Origin of the sequence: Coleofasciculus sp. FACHB-542, assembly GCF_014695825.1 — a bacterium.
In the GTDB taxonomy this organism is placed as follows: domain Bacteria; phylum Cyanobacteriota; class Cyanobacteriia; order Cyanobacteriales; family FACHB-T130; genus FACHB-T130.
The window spans coordinates 47,995-64,687 of sequence record NZ_JACJPB010000021.1 but is presented as its reverse complement, the minus strand read 5'-3'; the positions used below and the strand labels follow the sequence as shown (position 1 = coordinate 64,687).

Here is a 16,693-nt window from a genome sequence, read left to right as displayed (position 1 = left end):
TGCTGACGACCTTAGAAGGCCGTCTACTGATGCAGTAGCGATGAACCAAGGCAAACTAAGGAGAAAAATGTGCTGGAGCTGAGCCACCTGCTCAAAAAATTGATGAGCATTCTACCGATTTTCCCGCATCTTGCGCCGCTAAAGACTCCCAAGCTGCGATCGCTATCTATAAATCTCTTTTTCTGGAAGTCTTCATTGGTAGAACATCAAGGATTTCTCCGTAATATTTGCTACTTTGAGGGACAAGCATGAACCTGAAAACGCAAGTCATGCGGGGAGGAGTCTACCTGGTACTGCGTCAGGGACTGGGAGTATTCATCAGTCTGGCAGGAGTGATGCTAGTTACCAAAGTCATAGGACCGGAGAAATACGGTCTCTATGCTGCCACCATCAGTATATTTTTGTACCTTCAGATGCTCAGCCAGCTAGGCATTGAAGTTTATCTGGTGCGGCGGGAAGGGGAAGAGGAACTCGGAGTATATCACCAAGCTTTCACCCTGCTGTTGCTGCAAGCGTTTACAGGAATGCTTTTAGCTTTTTTGGCGCTTCCCTTAATAGAAAGCTGGGTGAATATCCAAGGGTTTCGCCCGGTAGCGCAAGTCTTGTTTCTGGGACTTCCCGTCGTTCTCCTCAATCAAGTCCCGATGGCTCGGCTAGAGCGCAATCTAGATTACAAGCGGGTAGCTTTAATTGAACTTCTCGGTCAGTTAGTTTACTACGTGATAGCCTTTCCAATGGCTTTTCGGGGAGCCGGAGTTTGGGCGCTGGTGGCTGGATGGTGGCTACAGCAAGTTCAAACTCTAGCACTACTCTACTGGAGTGCCGGATATCGTCCCCGCTTTGCTTGGAATTGGGTTTTAGTTAAGCAGATGCTGGGATACAGCATCGGATTTTCCACCTCAGTCTGGGTGTGGCAACTACGTACTCTGATCAACCCCCTGCTAGTAGGTAGATACGCTGGTGCCGAGGCAGTGGGATATGTAGCCTTAGCCATCCGGATCATCGACATTCTCAGTTTCGTAAAAACCGCAACCTGGCGGATTTCCATTGCCACCTTGGGGCGCTTGCAGGGAGATCGAGAGCGGTTACGGAGAGCTGTCACTGAGGGCATGGGCCTTCAGATATTAGCTTTAGGACCCCTGCTCGTAGTAGTCAGCTGGGCTTTGCCTGTGCTTATTCCATTGGTGTTTGGCGATCGCTGGCTTCCCGTAGTGGCGATCTATCCTTATATCGCCTTGAGCAATCTGACCAACTCCATGTTTAATATGCATTCCTCAACCCTCTACGTTTTGCGGCGGAACTGGGAAGTTACAGTTTTTCACATCGTGTATATGGCTCTTTTTGTAGGAGCAGCATTCGTGCTGTTACCCCGCTTGGGATTAGTGGGATACGGCTGGGCTGAGGTGGCGACTTTAGCGAGTTATATTGTCATCCACTTCTACCTAGTGCGGGACATTGGCAGTCCTGACTATCGATTGGCTGGCTTGTGGTGCGGGACCTTTGGAATAGCTTTGTTTGCCTACCAGTTAGGATGGTGGGTAGTTTTGGGCTTAGTAGTCGTGGCATTGTTGCCCAGTACCCAGCAGAAGCTGAGAGATTATATTAAAAGTATCAAAGGAGTAAAGCAGGAAAAATCATCCGAAGCTTAACGCCACCTTTAACAAAAACTGCATCATCCTAGAAACTTGTCAAAAGTCATTTTCTCCCCCCTCACCCGACTGAAAAGACCTAGACTTGAGTTGAATTCTAGATACTTTTACCACCCTCTAAAGTAGTGAATCCACTCCTAAATTTCGCTGAAAAGAGATTCTCGGTTCTGGCGCTGCTAGTGTTCTCAGGATTATTAAACTTTGCCAGCTTAAACAATGCGTCGGAGGGAACAGCTGGCTACGCTGTTTATGTTCCTTCCGTGTTTGACAAGATTATATCGCTGCTACAGTTGGGAGTCTATGCCGGGACAATTTTCTTGATTATTGCCCGGTTCAAAAGTGTTGTTCGTCCAGCTTTGAGAGACGTTTTCTTATGGGGTTTAGTCGCAACGATTGTAATCTCATTTTTTTGGTCTGATTTTCCGCCTATTTCTAGAAAAGCTGGCATCAATGTGTTACAAACAACCTTGTTTGGACTGTATTTTGCTTCGCGCTATACCTTGAAAGAGCAAGTACGCATAATAGCGTGGGCGCTGGGTATAGGAGCAGTAATTACCGTAATGTACACCCTAGTTTTTCGGGGAGGTGGAATAGAAAGTGGAACTCATGCAGGAGCTTGGCGGGGGCCTTTGTTACACAAAAACCTCTTGTCTCGCCTGATGCTGGTACCAGCATTGTCTACCTTACTTGTGGCTCTGAACGTTCGCAAATATCGTTACTTGGTATGGGGTGTTTGTGGTATTTGCGTTGGCGTGATTGTACTTACAACTTCAAAAACTGCTTTAATCATCTTCTTGACTTTGATAATTCTCTTGCCTTTTTACAGCGCTTTACGGTGGAGCGACAACTTAGCTATTCCCTTCTTCATTACATTGATATTAATCGGTGGAAGTCTAGCTACATGGGGCGTGGCAAGTTGGGATAACTTGCTGTTTAGCTTAGGCAAAGATCCTACCCTCAGCGGTCGTACAGAGATTTGGGATGCTGTAATAGAAAAAATCTGGGATCGCCCTTGGTTAGGCTATGGTTATCAGGGATTTTGGCTGGATGGAGGGGAGTCGGAATATGTTTGGCGTGTACTTCGCTATAAGGTATACCACGCTCACAATGGCTTTTTAAACTTGACGGTTGATCTCGGCTTTGTAGGGATATTCTTTTTTGGGATTAGTATTATTTTCACCTATTTTAGAGCCATAAAATGGGTGCGTTCCACTAAAGAACCCGAAGATTTATGGCCGATAACCTACGTGACGTTTTTACTAATGTATAACTATACCGAAAGTACAATTGTAGAACCGCACTCTCTGTTTTGGATATTGTATGTATCAGTAACCTTATCATTGAAGCGCCTCCCAATGTCGAATATTAGGTCGTTTGAGACGGAGGAAAGAAAAGAAGGATTAGTTGAAACAACGTAGTAAGGTTAGCAATAAATTTACCAACTTTTTCAAGTAACCCTTCCCTTAACTCCTCCCCAGAGAGCGGGAATTAGGGAATAGAAGTATTTTCAACCTCAAATAAAAATGTCTAGCATAACAATTTTTCTTACTTCCCTATATGGCGGTGGCGCTGAGAGAGTCCTCGTTAATTTGGCTCGTGGTTTTGTCGAGCAAGGCTTAAGCGTAGACTTAGTTTTAGTTAAGGTGGAAGGACCTTATCTGTCTCTAGTACCGCCAGAGGTGAGAATTGTGGACTTGAAAGGTAAGCGGCTGCTATCAAGTCTCCCCGCCTTGGTACGCTATCTGAAAGAAAATAAACCTACAGCTTTGCTTTCGGCTTTGGAAGATACGAATATAGTGGCTTTGTTGGCTCGAAGGCTGGCTGGTGTATCTACAAGAGTGGTAGTGAGCGTACATAACACCCTGTCTCAGGAGGCGCAAAACTCTAAGCAGCTGAAAAGGCGAATTGCACCTTACTTGGTACGCTGGTTTTACCCGATGGCTGATGCAGTTGTTAGTGTGTCTCAAGGGTCGGCTGATGATTTGGTGCATCTAGGATTAGCAAAAGAGCAAATCAAAGTTATTTACAACCCAGTTGTTACCCCGGATCTGTTCAAAAAAGCCAGTGAACTTGTGGAACATCCTTGGTTTGAGGCGGGACAGCCTCCGGTGATTTTGGGTGTGGGACGCCTGGAAAAGCAGAAAGACTTTCCTTCTTTGATTCGCGCCTTTGCTCAAGTGCAACAACAGCGTCCGGCGCGGCTGATGATTTTAGGGGAGGGAACGGAGCGATCGCAGCTTGAAGCTTTGGTGCAGGAATTGGGTATAGCATCGAATGTGGCTTTACCTGGGTTTGTGGCAAATCCCTATGCTTATATGGCATCTTCAGCAGTATTCGTCCTATCTTCTTTATATGAAGGATTGCCTACTGTACTCATTGAGGCGATCGCTATGGGAACCAGGGTAGTTTCTACCGATTGTCCTAGCGGGCCAGAAGAGATTTTAGCAAACGGAAAGTACGGTCAGTTAGTCAGTGTTGGAGATGTCAAAGGTTTAGCAGAAGCGATCGCGACTACCTTAGATAAGCCTTCTGACTCGGAAGCACTGCGGCTAAGAGCTGATGAGTTCTCCCTGGAAAAGTCTGTAGCACAGTATCGGCAAGTATTGGGTATTGATTCATAGGCATTGCTGTGTTCTTCCCAAGCTTGCTGCTATAACTGTCACTACTCAAACCAGACGCTCATAACAACACTAAAAGTATGAACAGCAATCCTAAAGTTAGTATCGCCATTAATAACTACAATTATGCTCGTTTCCTATCACAGGCAATTGATAGCGCCCTCAGCCAAACCTATCCCCACGTCGAGGTAATTGTGGTGGACGATGGTTCTACTGACAATTCACGAGAAGTTATTGCCAGTTATGGCGATAAAATTCTCCCGGTGCTAAAGGAAAATGGGGGACAAGCTTCAGCTTTCAATGCAGGCTTTGCCGCGAGTAAAGGAGATATTGTTTGCTTTTTGGATGCTGACGACACTTTTGTACCTGAAAAAGCAGAAAAAGTAGTAGAAGCATTAGGCGATCGCCCAGATTTAGGTTGGTGTTTCCATCCTCTTAAATTTGTGGACGAAAAGTTAGTGGAAATAAATGATAAAAAACTTAAAACCAGTCCCGATTTATTCCGCGAGTACGATTTGACACAGTTAACGAAAAGTGGCAGATTCTATAAAAACTTTCCCTACCCCTCTACCTCTGGTCTCTGCTTGAAACGGTCCCTCTTACAACAAATTCTGCCAATGCCGGATAAAGCAGGAAGCACTTTACTCAATGATGCTTTTTTAATTTTTAGCTCATTAGGGCTAAGTAAAGGTATCGTTTTGGATAAGGAATTAAGTCTTTATCGGGTACATGGGAAGAACGCCAATGCTATCGGAAAAGAGACTAAGGGGAAATCAAAAGACTATCAGAAGCGAACCGCCAAGATCAATATCCTTTTAGGCTATTGGATAGGAGTCAAATTCCCATCATTTTATGAGTTTTCTAACCACATGATGGCGACAGGAATGGGTGTGTATCTCCGGAATGGAGAAATGGATGCGGAGTTTAAAAAACTTGTTAAAAATCATCTTGCTACCGTAAAACCGATAGATAAACTAAAAATCTATATTAGAGCTTTCTATAATTTTGTAAAAAATCCTAAATATTAAACTTAAGCAATATAACTTCTCGTACACCATCAATTTACTAGGAATGAAATCGGGAATGAACAGAGACTTACACAAATAATTTATTGGGGTTCATCTGTGTTTATCTTTGGTTATAAATTATGAAAATACCAAAATTTATCGCTTTGACTGGTTTGCCTATTTTGGTGGGAATTATTGCTGCGTGTGCCACTAGCAACCAACAACCGCAAACATACAAAAGCCTTGGCATAGCATCTGTAGCCGCAGCACCCATCTACTCGATCGGGGGAAATGGATATCGCTGGGCTAACGTTTCTATAGGTGGAGGTGGGTTTGTTACAGGTGTCTACCCCCATCCTTTAGAAAAGGATCTTGTTTATATCAGAACTGACGTTGGTGGTTTTTATCGCTGGAATGCAGCAGATAAAAGTTGGATTCCTTTAAATGACAGCTTTCCACTTGCCCAAAAAACTTATTACGGGGGAGAAGCACTAGCCGTCGATCCAAATGATGCGAATATTGTCTACATGGCGGCAGGCAAATACTCCCAGTGGGAGCCGAAGGGGTCAATTTTCAAGTCTAGCGATCGAGGAAAAACTTGGACTAAGTTGAAGATAGACTTAGGGATGGACAGCAACTCCGAAGAGCGGTGGGCAGGAGAAAGGTTAGCTGTCGATCCGTCTAACTCTATAGTAATCTTTTTTGGTTCGCGGCACGATGGGTTGTGGAAGTCGTCTGACGCGGGGGCGACATGGGCTAGAGTTACTTCTTTTTCCCCGAATCTGACAAAAGGAATTGGAATTTTAGGCATTGCGTTTGACAAGCGATCGCCCGGTTTAGTCTACGCAAATGTCTATGGAGATGGAATCTATAAATCTACTGACACGGGTAATACTTGGAGCAAAATCCAGGGAAGCCCGACACAGGCACAGCGAATGGCTGTTTCCAGCAACGGTATTCTCTACGTTACGCACAAATCAGGAGTTAGCAAATATGCTGGTGGAACCTGGAGTAACATCACTCCAGATGGCAAGCCAGCGTTTTTCAATGCCTTGGGTGTTAACCCAACGAATCCCAATCATTTAGTAGTATCTTTAGGTCAAATAACTAGCAAAATCCTCTATAGTTCCTTAGATGGGGGAGCGACTTGGACAGAAAAAAAGGCAAATATAAACCACACGGTTTCTTGGTGGCATGATGCCATGTTTGAATCGTGGGTTTCAGCAATTGAATTTGACCCGAAAGTACCGGGAAAAGTTTGGTTGACGAATGGTTCTGGAATTTGGCAAACAGAAAATATCAACGCCAATCCGGTGACTTGGGCTAACTATCAGCAAGGACAAGAAGAGATAGTCGCTTTCGCCTTAGCTGCACCTCCAAAAGGTGCTGTGTTATTGAGTGGTGTAGCCGATGTAGACGGTTTCAATCACAACAATGGGCTTAATTCTTATCCATCGAAAAGGATGGGCGGTATCGGACCTTGGCCTCAGCATACTTACGGTATTACCTACTCTGAAAGCGACCCGTCGCGGGTGGTGCGGGTTGGTGGTGTGGAGTGGGAACCAATCCACAATGGCGGAACAACTTCGACAGACGGCGGATTGACTTGGAAGAAGTTTGGGTCATTTCCCTCAAAGGCAATGCCGTTGCGCGTAGCTATATCGGCAAATAACCCAAACAATTTTGTCGTGACTCTCAGCGAGGCTCAGCCGATACAGACAACTGATGGCGGCGCGTCATGGAGTAAAGTGTCGGGGCTACCTAATGGGGCTAAAGGCCCCTGGTATTGGGGTGAGCCGTTGGCCGCAGATAAAGTAGATGGCAACACGTTTTACTATTACAGCGAAGGCAAAGTTTATCGCAGTACTGATAGGGGCGCATCGTTTCAGGTTGTTAACTCATCGATTAAAAGCGAGTATTGGGCAGATTTGTGGTGCAGGCTGAAAACAGTTCCGGGTGTGAAAGATGAGGTGTGGCTTAGTCTGGATTGGAATGGTTTGTACCGTTCAACAGACGGTGGCAAGACGCTGACTAAGCTGCCTTCAGTAGAGAGGGCGCATTTGTTTGCCTTCGGGAAACCACCGGATGGCAGCACGACTCCGGCACTTTATCTCTATGGAAAAGTTGCTGGTATGGGCGAGGGAATTTTTCGTTCTCTTGATAGAGGCCAAACTTGGACGAGCATTGGCTCTCAAGAGAATCCTATCGGTGGTGAGCCAAATGTGATGGAGGCGAGTTGGCAGCAGTTTGGGCTGGTGTTTATCGGTACCAATGGTAGGGGCATCTACTACGGAAAACCAGATGGTTCCTCTGGATAGGCGGCTTCATCTTCCACGCGGGCGATCGCACTCCGTCACTGAAAGTTTGCTTTTTCCCGTTTCCAGCCTCCAACTTGAAACGCCTGTGATGAGCCTGAGCCTCATTACAGGCGTCAGCTTTTTTAATTAACTTTGCTTTGTATAGCGTCCCATCAGTTCTACAGCCTCCAAAATATGACCTTGCTACGGATAAAGCTGTAGGGGCACAAAGGTTTGCGCCCCTACAATCGTTACGTTTTATTTGAGTTCCGCGGGAGGCAGAGCCTCAGGGATGACAAGGCGTTTTAAGTCGAGGGAACCAACCGTTTCCGCAAGGATTCGGCGCGGCGCTTGGCGGTGCCATTGTCAGGCTCGTGCTTCAGCGCTTCCTCATAGCTTTCCAACGCCTGAGCAGTTAACTTCTTCTTCTCGTAAACATGACCCAGATTATTGAGCGCCGTGACATAATTTGGAGCTATTTTCAAAGCTTCTTTGTAGTTGCGAATCGCTACGTCGTACTGCTCTTGGGAGAAGTAAGCAAAGCCTAAGGCATTGTAGATAGGCGCGAGGTTTTCCTCTTCGGCATCCTCAGCTTTGAGTGCTTTTTGAAGCAGCGAGATTGCCTGGGTGTAAAGTTTTTTATCTAAATAGATGCTGCCGAGTTCGTAAAACTCTTGGGTTGTGCATTTGTCGTTTTGCACCTTATTTTGCAGCCGAGAGAGGACACTTTCAACTTTGCGGGTTTTGAAAACCTGGCGCACAACTGCCCAACCGGCAACGGCAAGCAGTACCAGCAACAAGGAGAGATAAAAAATTGCCAGAGAGTTATCCATTGCCCTTCAAATACAGAGATTAATTTGCTTTCTCTATTCATTATGGGACGTGATTGCGGCGGAGGTGGATCGCCACAGGTGCCCTATCGGAAGTTTTCTAAAATCGGTTGGTATCGCTCTGGGGGAGTTCCCAATACTTCACCCGTTCTTGTAGCCAGCCTTCTCGTTTCCAACGCGCGATCGCATCATTTACCCGTTGCCGCAATTGATTGTACTGCAAGCCTTTGGGCATCACTACTGCTAGCGGCTCCCCTGACAAGCGTACCGGCAGCAGTCGGTACTGGGGGTATTCCTGCACCCAGCCGCTGAGAATGCTGGCATCGGCGGCGAAGGCATCGGCGTTACCCGATTCCAGGAGCGATCGCGCCTGTTCGTAGGAATCTACGCCAATTAGCTGAACTTGGGGGATAAGATAGCGCACCGTAGAAATCGTATCCGATCCTTTCAGAACGGCGACTTTTCTCTGTTGCAGATCGTTAAGCCTTTGTAAGGATGCGTCCTGAGTGACTAAAGCGGTGCCGTCTAGGTAGTAAGGAATGCTGAAGTTGACCAAGCGATCGCGCGAAGCATTTTGTGTCACCCTCGCGATCGTCAGATCGACCGTTCCATCCACCACCACCGAGAGCCGCTCTCGATTCGCCACCGGTTGCAACTTTACCGCATCGGGTTTATCTAGTAGTTCTGCTGCCAAACGCTGGGCAATGTCAATTTCCAGCCCTTGCAGTTTGCCTTCCCCATCCCGAAAAGCCAGGGGACGGACATTGTCTTTCACTGCAACAATTAGGTAGCCGCGCTCCACAATCTCTTGTAGCTCGGCAGCAACCGCTAAATTTGGCGTTTTTATACTAGCAAAGAGCCAAAGAAAAAACATTCCCAGGCACCGCCTGGGAACGAGGCTGGCAACAAACGAGTGGCGAGCTTCATTCATCCCACCCTCTGGGAAGGACAAAGCCCTACATCCTTCATCCTTTACCCTTGAGCCTGTGTAGCGAGTTGCAGCACTTTGTCAAAGCCAGCGGGATCGAGAACAGCCATCTGCGCCAGCATCTTGCGATTAATCTGGACATTTGCCTTTTTCAATTTGCCCATCAGCTGGCTATAGCTAATGCCGTGCTGACGTGCTGCGGCGTTGATACGGGTGATCCAGAGGCTGCGGAAATCGCGCTTGCGCTTCTTGCGATCGCGGTAGGCGTTACGCAGCGCCTTCATGACCTGTTGATTGGCTGTCCGGAACAAAGTTGAATGAGAACCTCGGAAGCCTTTGGCTAGTTTGAGAATTTTTTTGCGGCGTTTGCGAGCAACGTTACCGCGTTTTACCCGTGTCATGGCTAATTATTAGTTGTTATTGATCGGTGGTCAGCAGTCATTCGTCATTAGTCATTAGCAATTGACTAGAGACTCATCATAGAAAGCAAATTGCTTCCTTACAAATAGGGCAGCATCAAGCGTACATTTTCTTCATCGCGTTCATGCACCAGAGCCATTTTAGAAATCCGCCGTTTCCGGTCAGAACTCTTGTGCTGTAGCAAGTGACTTTTGAAGGCTTTGCGGTGGACGATTTTGCCGCTGCCGGTGGCTCTAAAACGCTTTGCCGCTGCTTTACGGGTTTTCAGTTTAGGCATGGATGGTCTTTAATTCGACACAATCTATAAAGTTAGCACTATTTAGGCTAATTAGACAAGTTATAAATTTCAAATCTAAGGCAGAATCATAGGATTGCCGTTTGAAATGCGATCGTCAGGGAGAGATGCGATGAGTTTGGAAAAGCTCACGATAGGAACAATTGTTGAACAAGCTTTGCAGGACGGATATATGACGCCATCTCTAGCACAAGAGATTGGCAGCATCTGCGAAATTTCGGAAATTTCTGTTGACGACTACATCGCTTTAGATCGCTTATTCGGGCAACTTTTAACCGATGAAGCGATCGCGATTCCCGGAAAACAGTTTATCAATGTGATGGAAGCATTGGTGCTAATAGAAGCGAGCGTGCAGGTGCTAAAAATGGAAGTATCCAACCCTTGCCTTCTGGATCTGGGAGAGATTGCTGCTTATGCGCTCAATCGACTGCCACCCCTCTATGCCACCACTGAGGAAGGCGCTAGCTTTCAGCGTCAGCGTGGCAAGGAGGAACTTCGAGAGTTAATTACCCAGAAAGTTAAAGAAGCGATCGCGCGATCGCCGATGCCAGGATGATTCGGCTGCTCGCCCTTTCCCTGAGTTTATAAAGTGTATACCGCTAGCTTCGCCTTACTGAACCAGAATCCGTCCGGTGTAACCCGATCCGTTGTAGCGTTGAAGTACATTTTGGGCGATCGCTTCCGCCTTCCCAACCTCTACCAAAGCAACGCAAGCGCCCCCAAACCCAGCACCCGTCAATCGTGCGCCGAATACGCCACGGGTTTCTTGCAACATTCTCACCAGCGTATCCAACGCCGGTACGGAAACTTCGTAAGCGTCCCGCAAACTGGCATGAGAAGCATTCATCAACTCACCAAAGCGCTCCGGAGAGACGCCCTGTATCGCCTCCAGCACCCGGTTATCCTCTGTAACCACATGAAGAGCGCGACGCCGCAGCGGTTCGGGTAAAGACTCTACAGCTTGCGGCTCGGTGATATCTCTGAGCGCCTTCACTCCCAACAACCGTGCTGCTTCCTCACAATCAGCGCGTCGTTGGTTGTAGCCACTTGCCGCCAGGGTACGAGGTACGCCACTATCGATTACCACAACTTCTGCTCCCTTTGGGAAAGGAAGAACTTGACGTTCCAGCGTGCGCGTGTCCAGAAACAGCATCGAATCAGTGTCAGCAAGACTCGACGCCATCTGATCCATAATTCCGCATTGCACGCCAGCATAGTGAATTTCTGCCTGTTGTGCGAGTTGGGCGATTTGCACATCATCGAGAGTAAGTGAAAGAAGCGATCTCAATCCTCTGAGAGTCGCCACTTCCAACGCCGCACTGCTAGACAAACCCGAACCAATAGGAACGGAGGATGTAACATACACGTTAACCGGCGGGATAGTGTTACCTTCCTGCTCTAAAAGTCGGATACACCCAAATACATAACTTGCGAAACTAGACGGCGTATGAGTGCTTTCTAAAACGTCTACTTTTTCGTCAAGTTCCGCAGAGTAAAAGTGGTGCTGTTCATCTTTGCTAAATCCCAATTGTACCGTCGTTTTTTGGGGGATAGCTGTTGGGAGGACAAATCCATCGTTATAGTCCGTGTGTTCGCCTAGTAGATTTACTCGTCCTGGTGCGCTGGCTTCGACTTCTGGTTCTGTACCGAATACTTGTTGAAAATTCATCATGGTTTGTTGAGAGAAAGTACCTAGCGATGTTTATAATCGCAACTTCTGCCCCCCTTCAGAAGAAGGAGGGCAGAAATTGCGAGAGCTTTTATCAAACGAAGTCTGTCTTCGCTGACTGTCGAGAGGCAAAGTTTCGGGTCTTTACAAATAGATTTCAAACCGGCTGAGAAGCCTTTCCTAACTATATAGACTCAGGATTCAGTTGAATCATCTCCCAAGTCGTATAGGTTCCAACTGGACTCCAAAGCACATAGGGGAGTAATAAAAGAGCCGATAATCCAGAAATCGGTAATACAAACAATGCTAAAAGAACCCCTAAAATAACGCCCGATCCCCCTAATAGCGTACCGACTGTAAGGCTGCGGAGTCTGAGCGTGGTAGGAATGTAAGCGACTGTGACAATTTCCAAGAGTAGGTAAAGTGCCATCAACAACCAAGTTTTGAGGCTACCTGGATCTTGTCCCCAAATTATGGTTGCTGATAAAGCTCCGCCTGCAAAAACAATCGTCCAGATAAACGGAATCAGAGGCTCAAAGACAAGCCAACTAGGTCGGGTCAAGTTTTTGACCCATTGAGTATCGCGCGGTCTAAACAAGAGACTTCCTAGCGCAACGAATAAGGTCACGCCCCCAATAATCATCATTGAATTAATCATTTTTTTACCCTCTGCGATCGCCTAGCGTGCCAAATGGTTTATCGCTATACTTGCGCTCCCGATTGAGCTGAAGCAACCTGTACAAATCGATCGTGTCAATTTCAAGAATGACTTTAATCAGTCTTTGGTGTGAGAGTGTGGGTAATTTTGACTGTTATTAGCTTCACAGCACCCTTTATCTATCAAAAGATAGATTCAAAATTTCAATCCATTCTAGATATAGAACTTACAGTTTTTTCTACTATTTCTGTGGTGGTAGATGAATCTCATAAATGAAGGGAGTTTAAATAAAGTATTGATTATGCATCTTCCTTAAGTCTGGCTTGTTTTATCTAAACCAAAACTTCATAAAGTCTCAGTAGAACTACTTAAAGCCAGACCGACCGAATCATCGGGTCTTTAAGGGTTTTTTCGTTTTCTTGGCTCTTCAAAGTTTATTGTTTTGATAAAGATTCAGTATAAGTACTAGCATTTTTCTTAAAAAATATGTGAAACTTTCATGACAAGCGAAAACACTCTAAAAAACCTGGCGATCGCCAGATTACCAGCCTAAGTAATTTCCGCAAATATTTATCGCTTCTGTTGAGCGCCAAAGATACACAGTTGCCCTTGGTAAGACAATTGTGGCGATCGCACTTTGGATCATTTCCAATATCAAAATTAAGCTTTACGGAGGGAGGGTTATTTTATGTCTATTTCAACTACTTGGAATAAGTTATCAATGGCTGTTGCCGGTGCAACATTGATTGTAGGAACATTTCATTCGGCTCCTGCGAACGCCATAACATTTAAATTTCAAGGGGATGCTGAAGACGCAGGCTCAGTTGAAGGCAGCTATACCGTCGCCGATGATATCCTCAAAACCTTAGTTAGCGATGTACGGATACAAGCTCCTTTCCTACAGGTAGAGAATCCTTTGGATTTTTTTTCCTTTACCGTGAATGGCAATAACATCTTTAGTGGCAAGCCATCATACTCATCTTTAACATCTTTAATTCCGGTAAATGGAGTCTTTGCTTTCAGGGAGGTTTTGAGACTAGACGTTATAGATGATCGGGGCCTATTTTTCGCCTTTAAGCTAGATGTCGCAACCGCTGATGAAGGACTGATAGAACCGGTTGACCAGTGTTTAGTTAAAGAATGTCAAGGATTTCTGGGTTTTGCCCTTGGAGGTGGAATCAACTCTCCACCAGGCGTTATCGGAGGTGGCTTTGTTCCGCATAAACCTGTGAATGATGTCGAATCCGTACCAGAACCAACGGCAGCGATCGCGCTAGGTATCATCGGCGCTTCTATGCTAATCCGCAAAAGAAAATTATCGTCCTCGCTACACGCCTAAACTAGATTTCAATTAGCAATATTTGCCAGAATTAACTGCTTTGCTACAGCTGGCAATCCCTAAGAATTTGGCAGATTCATGACGATTGCATAGGCAGTTAAAAGCACCGAGTTTATCAACATTCAACTTTACTGAGGCTCGTTTTATGTCTACTTCAACAATGTGGAAGAAATTGTCAATAGCTGTTAGTGCAGCATTTTTGGCTTTGGGAACAGTTAATTTGGCTCCTGCGAACGCCATAACATTTAACTTTCAAGGGAATCTTGACGGAGACTCAGTCGAAGGCACCTACACCGTCGCCGATGAAATTCTAGACTTATTAGTCAGCGATGTACGCATAGGAAATTATCTAGATGTCAAAAATCCTTTTGATTTTTTCTCCTTGAGCGTGAATGGCAATAATATCTTTAGTGGCAAGCCATCAGACTCATTTTTAACATCTTTGATTCCGGTAAATGGAGTTTTTGCTTTCAGAGAGGTTTTGAGACTAGATGTTAATGATACGAATTTTGACTTTCAGCTAAGTGTAGCAACTGGTGATAATGGGCCAAGAGAACCTGTTGCTCAGTGTTTAGTTAAAGAATGTCAAGGATTTACGATTTTTAGCGTTTCGGGCGTTAATGGAAGTGGATTTGTTTCCCATAAACCCGTGAATGTCCCGGAATCCGTACCAGAACCAACCGCCGCGATCGCGCTAGGTGTCATCGGCGCTTCTATGCTAATCCGCAAAAGAAAATTATCGGCCTCGTCACACGCCTAAACTAGCTCCCAATTAGCAATATTTGCCAGAATAAACTGTTTTACTACAGTCTGCACATTCTGGCAAATTTTTGGTAATTGCAAAACAAGTAACTCCTCTTGTCGCTAGTCACTCCATTTCAAAAGAGAAATAGCTATGAAATTACACTTAAGCATTCCCACAGCATTGATGGGCTTATGCCTCAGCTTTTTGGCAGCGGGAGAAGTGCAAGCTGCCAGCTTCACCTTTACGAAAATTGCGGATACAAGCGATCGCTTCAGTTCCTTTCTGTCATCTCCCGCCTTAAATAATGCTGGAACCGCCGCCTTTTTGGCTGGACTAGATACAGGGAGCATAGGTATTTTCACGGCCAATGGCTCCACAATTACCACGATTGCCAACACCAATAATTTCTTTAGTAGCTTTCGTACTCCTCTCTCCATTAATGATGGAGGAACCGTCGCCTTCAGCGCTGTCCTAGCTCAGGTAGCCACAGGTATTTTCAAGGGGAACGGAACAACAACGCCCACTCCTGTCGCCCTTGCTTTCCCTCAATCCGACTCGAATGGTGTTGAGTCACCCTGGATTGATGATGACGTTATTGTCGCGAAGGACTACTTTAGTGATTTTTATTCGCCCTCGATTAATAATGCCGGAGTTGTAGCTTTCATAGAGAGCCTTTACCGAGGCAAGGGTATTGTCACCAGCGAGGGAAAAGTTATCAATACTACCTTTTATGGCAGCGTCAATTCTCCATTTATCAATGATGAAGGAACTGTAGCCTATAGAGTTCAAAGCGGGGGTCCTAGCACGGAAATTATCACGAGCAACGGCACCCCAACAACCATCATTGCCAGCATTGGAAATAATTATCCTGAGGATTCTGCCTTTGGTTCCCCTGCCCTCAATAATGTAGGAACCGTTGCATTTTATGCTCCTCCGGCTATTTATCCAAGCAATGGTTGGTATACTCCGCTAGTGCAATATGTGGGAGGAAAAAATGAAGCTTTGTTCGCTAGCAACAGCAAAATAACAACCTTAATTGCAGACACGAGCGGCTCCTTTAACGGCTTTCTTGGCGTTCCCTCAATTAATGATGTGGGAACCATTGCCTTTTTTACTAAACTGGATGCAGGCGGGACAGGGATCTTCACTGGAGCCGATCCGCTAAAAGATAAGGTAATTAGTACTGGTGATACCCTGTTTGGTTCCACCGTAACGTCCCTTAGTTTTTCGCGGGAAGGATTAAATAATGCTGGTCAGGTGGCATTTCTTGCCAGTCTTGCGGATGGCACTACGGGCATTTTCCGCGCCGATCCGGGAGTGTCTGGCGAACCGCCAAAGGATGTTCCCGAACCCACTTCAGGCTTGGGTTTACTCGCATTAGGTGCTTTGGGTGCTGGTTCAGTGATGCAGCGTCAACAGAAACAGCAGATCGACGACTAATTATAGATAGAGATCGCATTCCACTTTTACCCATTCCCACTTGCAACTTCTACAATTTTTGAGAAATGGCTTGTATGGCTACCTTCCGAAAAACACTTTCAGCCTTCGTCTTCAGCACAGCCTGCTTTTCCTTATCTGCACTGATGGTACCTAAAAGCGTGCAGGCTGCTACATTGACTACATTAACTTTTGATGAGCTGCCGACTCAACCAGCGGATGATTTGAGTTTTAAGGGCGTTACATTCGACTTTAAAGTAAATGGAGAAAACTCAACTGCTGCCACCTACAATGTTGAAAGAAAATTGAATCTCGGAGGTTTGTTCGGCGTTGAAGAAGCATTTTATTTCCTTGATTTATCACCCCCCGTCTTAGAGATCGGTGCGCCGGGAATTTTAACACTTGACTTTGCCATGTCTACTTCTAATATTATGTTCGACGTGGCGAAGCTAGGGGATTTTCGCTTTCAGCCTCTACCCAAATTAACCGTCCAACTTTTTGACGAAGACTTCACTTCTCTTAGCATCACAGAGGTGATTCTGGATAAAACATTCGTAGACGACTTTCCTTCCCCACTCAGAATTAGTGTTTCCGGCACTACTTTTACTTACAGCGGCACCCCTGTAAAACGGGCAGTTGTAGATTTCACTAACGAATTAGGTTCATGGGGATTTGACAACCTTAGTTATCTAACCGCCGATCGAACCGCTTCGGTTCCCGAACCAGCTTCTGTATTGGGTTTACTGGCATTCGGTGCTTTCGGTGCAACTTCACGACTTAAGCGCAAACAAAAAAAGTAAA

At 45.9% G+C, this 16,693-nt stretch carries 16 protein-coding genes; 10 read left to right on the top strand and 6 right to left on the bottom strand.

The window, feature by feature from the left end:
* The first annotated feature begins 248 nt into the window (after positions 1–248).
* From H6F52_RS05805 to H6F52_RS05785, 5 genes are all read left to right on the top strand, one after another.
* Positions 249–1,649 (top strand): oligosaccharide flippase family protein, encoded by a 1,401-nt coding sequence (locus H6F52_RS05805; protein ID WP_190436313.1) that lies wholly within the window; start codon positions 249–251, stop codon positions 1,647–1,649.
* A gap of 125 nt (positions 1,650–1,774) precedes the next feature.
* On the top strand, positions 1,775–3,067 hold the full coding sequence (locus H6F52_RS26355; RefSeq protein ID WP_190532704.1) for an O-antigen ligase: 1,293 nt from the start codon (positions 1,775–1,777) through the stop codon (positions 3,065–3,067).
* Positions 3,068–3,172: 105 nt separating this feature from the next.
* The gene (locus H6F52_RS05795; RefSeq protein ID WP_190526894.1) at positions 3,173–4,270 is read left to right on the top strand and encodes a glycosyltransferase; all 1,098 of its coding nucleotides are present in this window, start codon (positions 3,173–3,175) and stop codon (positions 4,268–4,270) included.
* A gap of 77 nt (positions 4,271–4,347) precedes the next feature.
* On the top strand, positions 4,348–5,295 hold the full coding sequence (locus tag H6F52_RS05790; RefSeq protein WP_190532701.1) for a glycosyltransferase: 948 nt from the start codon (positions 4,348–4,350) through the stop codon (positions 5,293–5,295).
* A gap of 119 nt (positions 5,296–5,414) precedes the next feature.
* A complete protein-coding gene (locus H6F52_RS05785; protein ID WP_190532698.1) occupies positions 5,415–7,592 on the top strand; it encodes a hypothetical protein in 2,178 nt (725 codons plus the stop codon).
* Between the two features lie 284 nt (positions 7,593–7,876).
* Here the strand turns inward: H6F52_RS05785 and H6F52_RS05780 are convergent, their stop codons facing one another.
* The 4 genes from H6F52_RS05780 to rpmI form a co-directional block, all read right to left on the bottom strand.
* Complete coding sequence (locus tag H6F52_RS05780; protein WP_190413797.1) at positions 7,877–8,404, bottom strand: tetratricopeptide repeat protein; 528 nt, start codon at positions 8,402–8,404, stop codon at positions 7,877–7,879.
* Positions 8,405–8,501: 97 nt separating this feature from the next.
* On the bottom strand, positions 8,502–9,275 hold the full coding sequence (locus H6F52_RS05775; protein ID WP_190532858.1) for a transporter substrate-binding domain-containing protein: 774 nt from the start codon (positions 9,273–9,275) through the stop codon (positions 8,502–8,504).
* Between the two features lie 98 nt (positions 9,276–9,373).
* Positions 9,374–9,730 carry a 50S ribosomal protein L20 gene (gene rplT / locus H6F52_RS05770; protein WP_190413799.1) on the bottom strand — a complete coding sequence of 119 codons (357 nt, stop codon included), beginning with the start codon at positions 9,728–9,730 and terminating at the stop codon, positions 9,374–9,376.
* 98 nt (positions 9,731–9,828) lie between these two features.
* Complete coding sequence (gene rpmI / locus H6F52_RS05765; protein WP_190413800.1) at positions 9,829–10,026, bottom strand: 50S ribosomal protein L35; 198 nt, start codon at positions 10,024–10,026, stop codon at positions 9,829–9,831.
* Between the two features lie 130 nt (positions 10,027–10,156).
* Here rpmI and H6F52_RS05760 point away from each other — a divergent pair, with 130 nt between their 5' ends.
* Positions 10,157–10,600, top strand: a complete 444-nt coding sequence (locus tag H6F52_RS05760) for a late competence development ComFB family protein (RefSeq protein ID WP_190532696.1) — start codon at positions 10,157–10,159, stop codon at positions 10,598–10,600.
* A 54-nt stretch (positions 10,601–10,654) separates the two neighbouring features.
* On the opposite strand, the gene galK is transcribed toward H6F52_RS05760, so the two are convergent.
* Both galK and H6F52_RS05750 read right to left on the bottom strand, forming a co-directional pair.
* Positions 10,655–11,713 (bottom strand): galactokinase, encoded by a 1,059-nt coding sequence (galK, locus tag H6F52_RS05755; RefSeq protein WP_190532855.1) that lies wholly within the window; start codon positions 11,711–11,713, stop codon positions 10,655–10,657.
* Positions 11,714–11,897: 184 nt separating this feature from the next.
* Entirely contained in the window at positions 11,898–12,371 is a 474-nt protein-coding gene (locus H6F52_RS05750) for a tryptophan-rich sensory protein (RefSeq protein ID WP_190532694.1), read from the bottom strand.
* A gap of 688 nt (positions 12,372–13,059) precedes the next feature.
* On the opposite strand from H6F52_RS05750, the gene H6F52_RS05745 reads away from it, so the two are divergent.
* The 4 genes from H6F52_RS05745 to H6F52_RS05730 all read left to right on the top strand — a co-directional run bounded on the left by H6F52_RS05745 (position 13,060) and on the right by H6F52_RS05730 (position 16,692).
* Positions 13,060–13,710 carry a PEP-CTERM sorting domain-containing protein gene (locus tag H6F52_RS05745; protein WP_190436301.1) on the top strand — a complete coding sequence of 217 codons (651 nt, stop codon included), beginning with the start codon at positions 13,060–13,062 and terminating at the stop codon, positions 13,708–13,710.
* Between the two features lie 145 nt (positions 13,711–13,855).
* The gene (locus H6F52_RS05740) at positions 13,856–14,470 is read left to right on the top strand and encodes a PEP-CTERM sorting domain-containing protein (protein ID WP_190532690.1); all 615 of its coding nucleotides are present in this window, start codon (positions 13,856–13,858) and stop codon (positions 14,468–14,470) included.
* Between the two features lie 135 nt (positions 14,471–14,605).
* The gene (locus H6F52_RS05735; RefSeq protein ID WP_199300426.1) at positions 14,606–15,895 is read left to right on the top strand and encodes a choice-of-anchor tandem repeat NxxGxxAF-containing protein; all 1,290 of its coding nucleotides are present in this window, start codon (positions 14,606–14,608) and stop codon (positions 15,893–15,895) included.
* Positions 15,896–15,969: 74 nt separating this feature from the next.
* Positions 15,970–16,692 (top strand): PEP-CTERM sorting domain-containing protein, encoded by a 723-nt coding sequence (locus H6F52_RS05730; RefSeq protein ID WP_199300424.1) that lies wholly within the window; start codon positions 15,970–15,972, stop codon positions 16,690–16,692.
* Position 16,693: the final 1 nt, after the last annotated feature.

Bases quoted from the DNA above. Each gene is read 5' to 3' on its own strand.
- H6F52_RS05780 (WP_190413797.1), bottom strand. From the start codon at position 8,404: ATGGATAACTCTCTGGCAATTTTTTATCTCTCCTTGTTGCTGGTACTG.
- H6F52_RS05745 (WP_190436301.1), top strand. From the start codon at position 13,060: ATGTCTATTTCAACTACTTGGAATAAGTTATCAATGGCTGTTGCCGGT.
- H6F52_RS05795 (WP_190526894.1), top strand. From the start codon at position 3,173: ATGTCTAGCATAACAATTTTTCTTACTTCCCTATATGGCGGTGGCGCT.
- H6F52_RS05750 (WP_190532694.1), bottom strand. From the start codon at position 12,371: ATGATTAATTCAATGATGATTATTGGGGGCGTGACCTTATTCGTTGCG.
- H6F52_RS05735 (WP_199300426.1), top strand. From the start codon at position 14,606: ATGAAATTACACTTAAGCATTCCCACAGCATTGATGGGCTTATGCCTC.
- H6F52_RS05760 (WP_190532696.1), top strand. From the start codon at position 10,157: ATGAGTTTGGAAAAGCTCACGATAGGAACAATTGTTGAACAAGCTTTG.
- rplT (WP_190413799.1), bottom strand. From the start codon at position 9,730: ATGACACGGGTAAAACGCGGTAACGTTGCTCGCAAACGCCGCAAAAAA.
- H6F52_RS05805 (WP_190436313.1), top strand. From the start codon at position 249: ATGAACCTGAAAACGCAAGTCATGCGGGGAGGAGTCTACCTGGTACTG.
- galK (WP_190532855.1), bottom strand. From the start codon at position 11,713: ATGAATTTTCAACAAGTATTCGGTACAGAACCAGAAGTCGAAGCCAGC.
- H6F52_RS05785 (WP_190532698.1), top strand. From the start codon at position 5,415: ATGAAAATACCAAAATTTATCGCTTTGACTGGTTTGCCTATTTTGGTG.
- rpmI (WP_190413800.1), bottom strand. From the start codon at position 10,026: ATGCCTAAACTGAAAACCCGTAAAGCAGCGGCAAAGCGTTTTAGAGCC.
- H6F52_RS05775 (WP_190532858.1), bottom strand. From the start codon at position 9,275: ATGTTTTTTCTTTGGCTCTTTGCTAGTATAAAAACGCCAAATTTAGCG.
- H6F52_RS05740 (WP_190532690.1), top strand. From the start codon at position 13,856: ATGTCTACTTCAACAATGTGGAAGAAATTGTCAATAGCTGTTAGTGCA.
- H6F52_RS05790 (WP_190532701.1), top strand. From the start codon at position 4,348: ATGAACAGCAATCCTAAAGTTAGTATCGCCATTAATAACTACAATTAT.
- H6F52_RS05730 (WP_199300424.1), top strand. From the start codon at position 15,970: ATGGCTACCTTCCGAAAAACACTTTCAGCCTTCGTCTTCAGCACAGCC.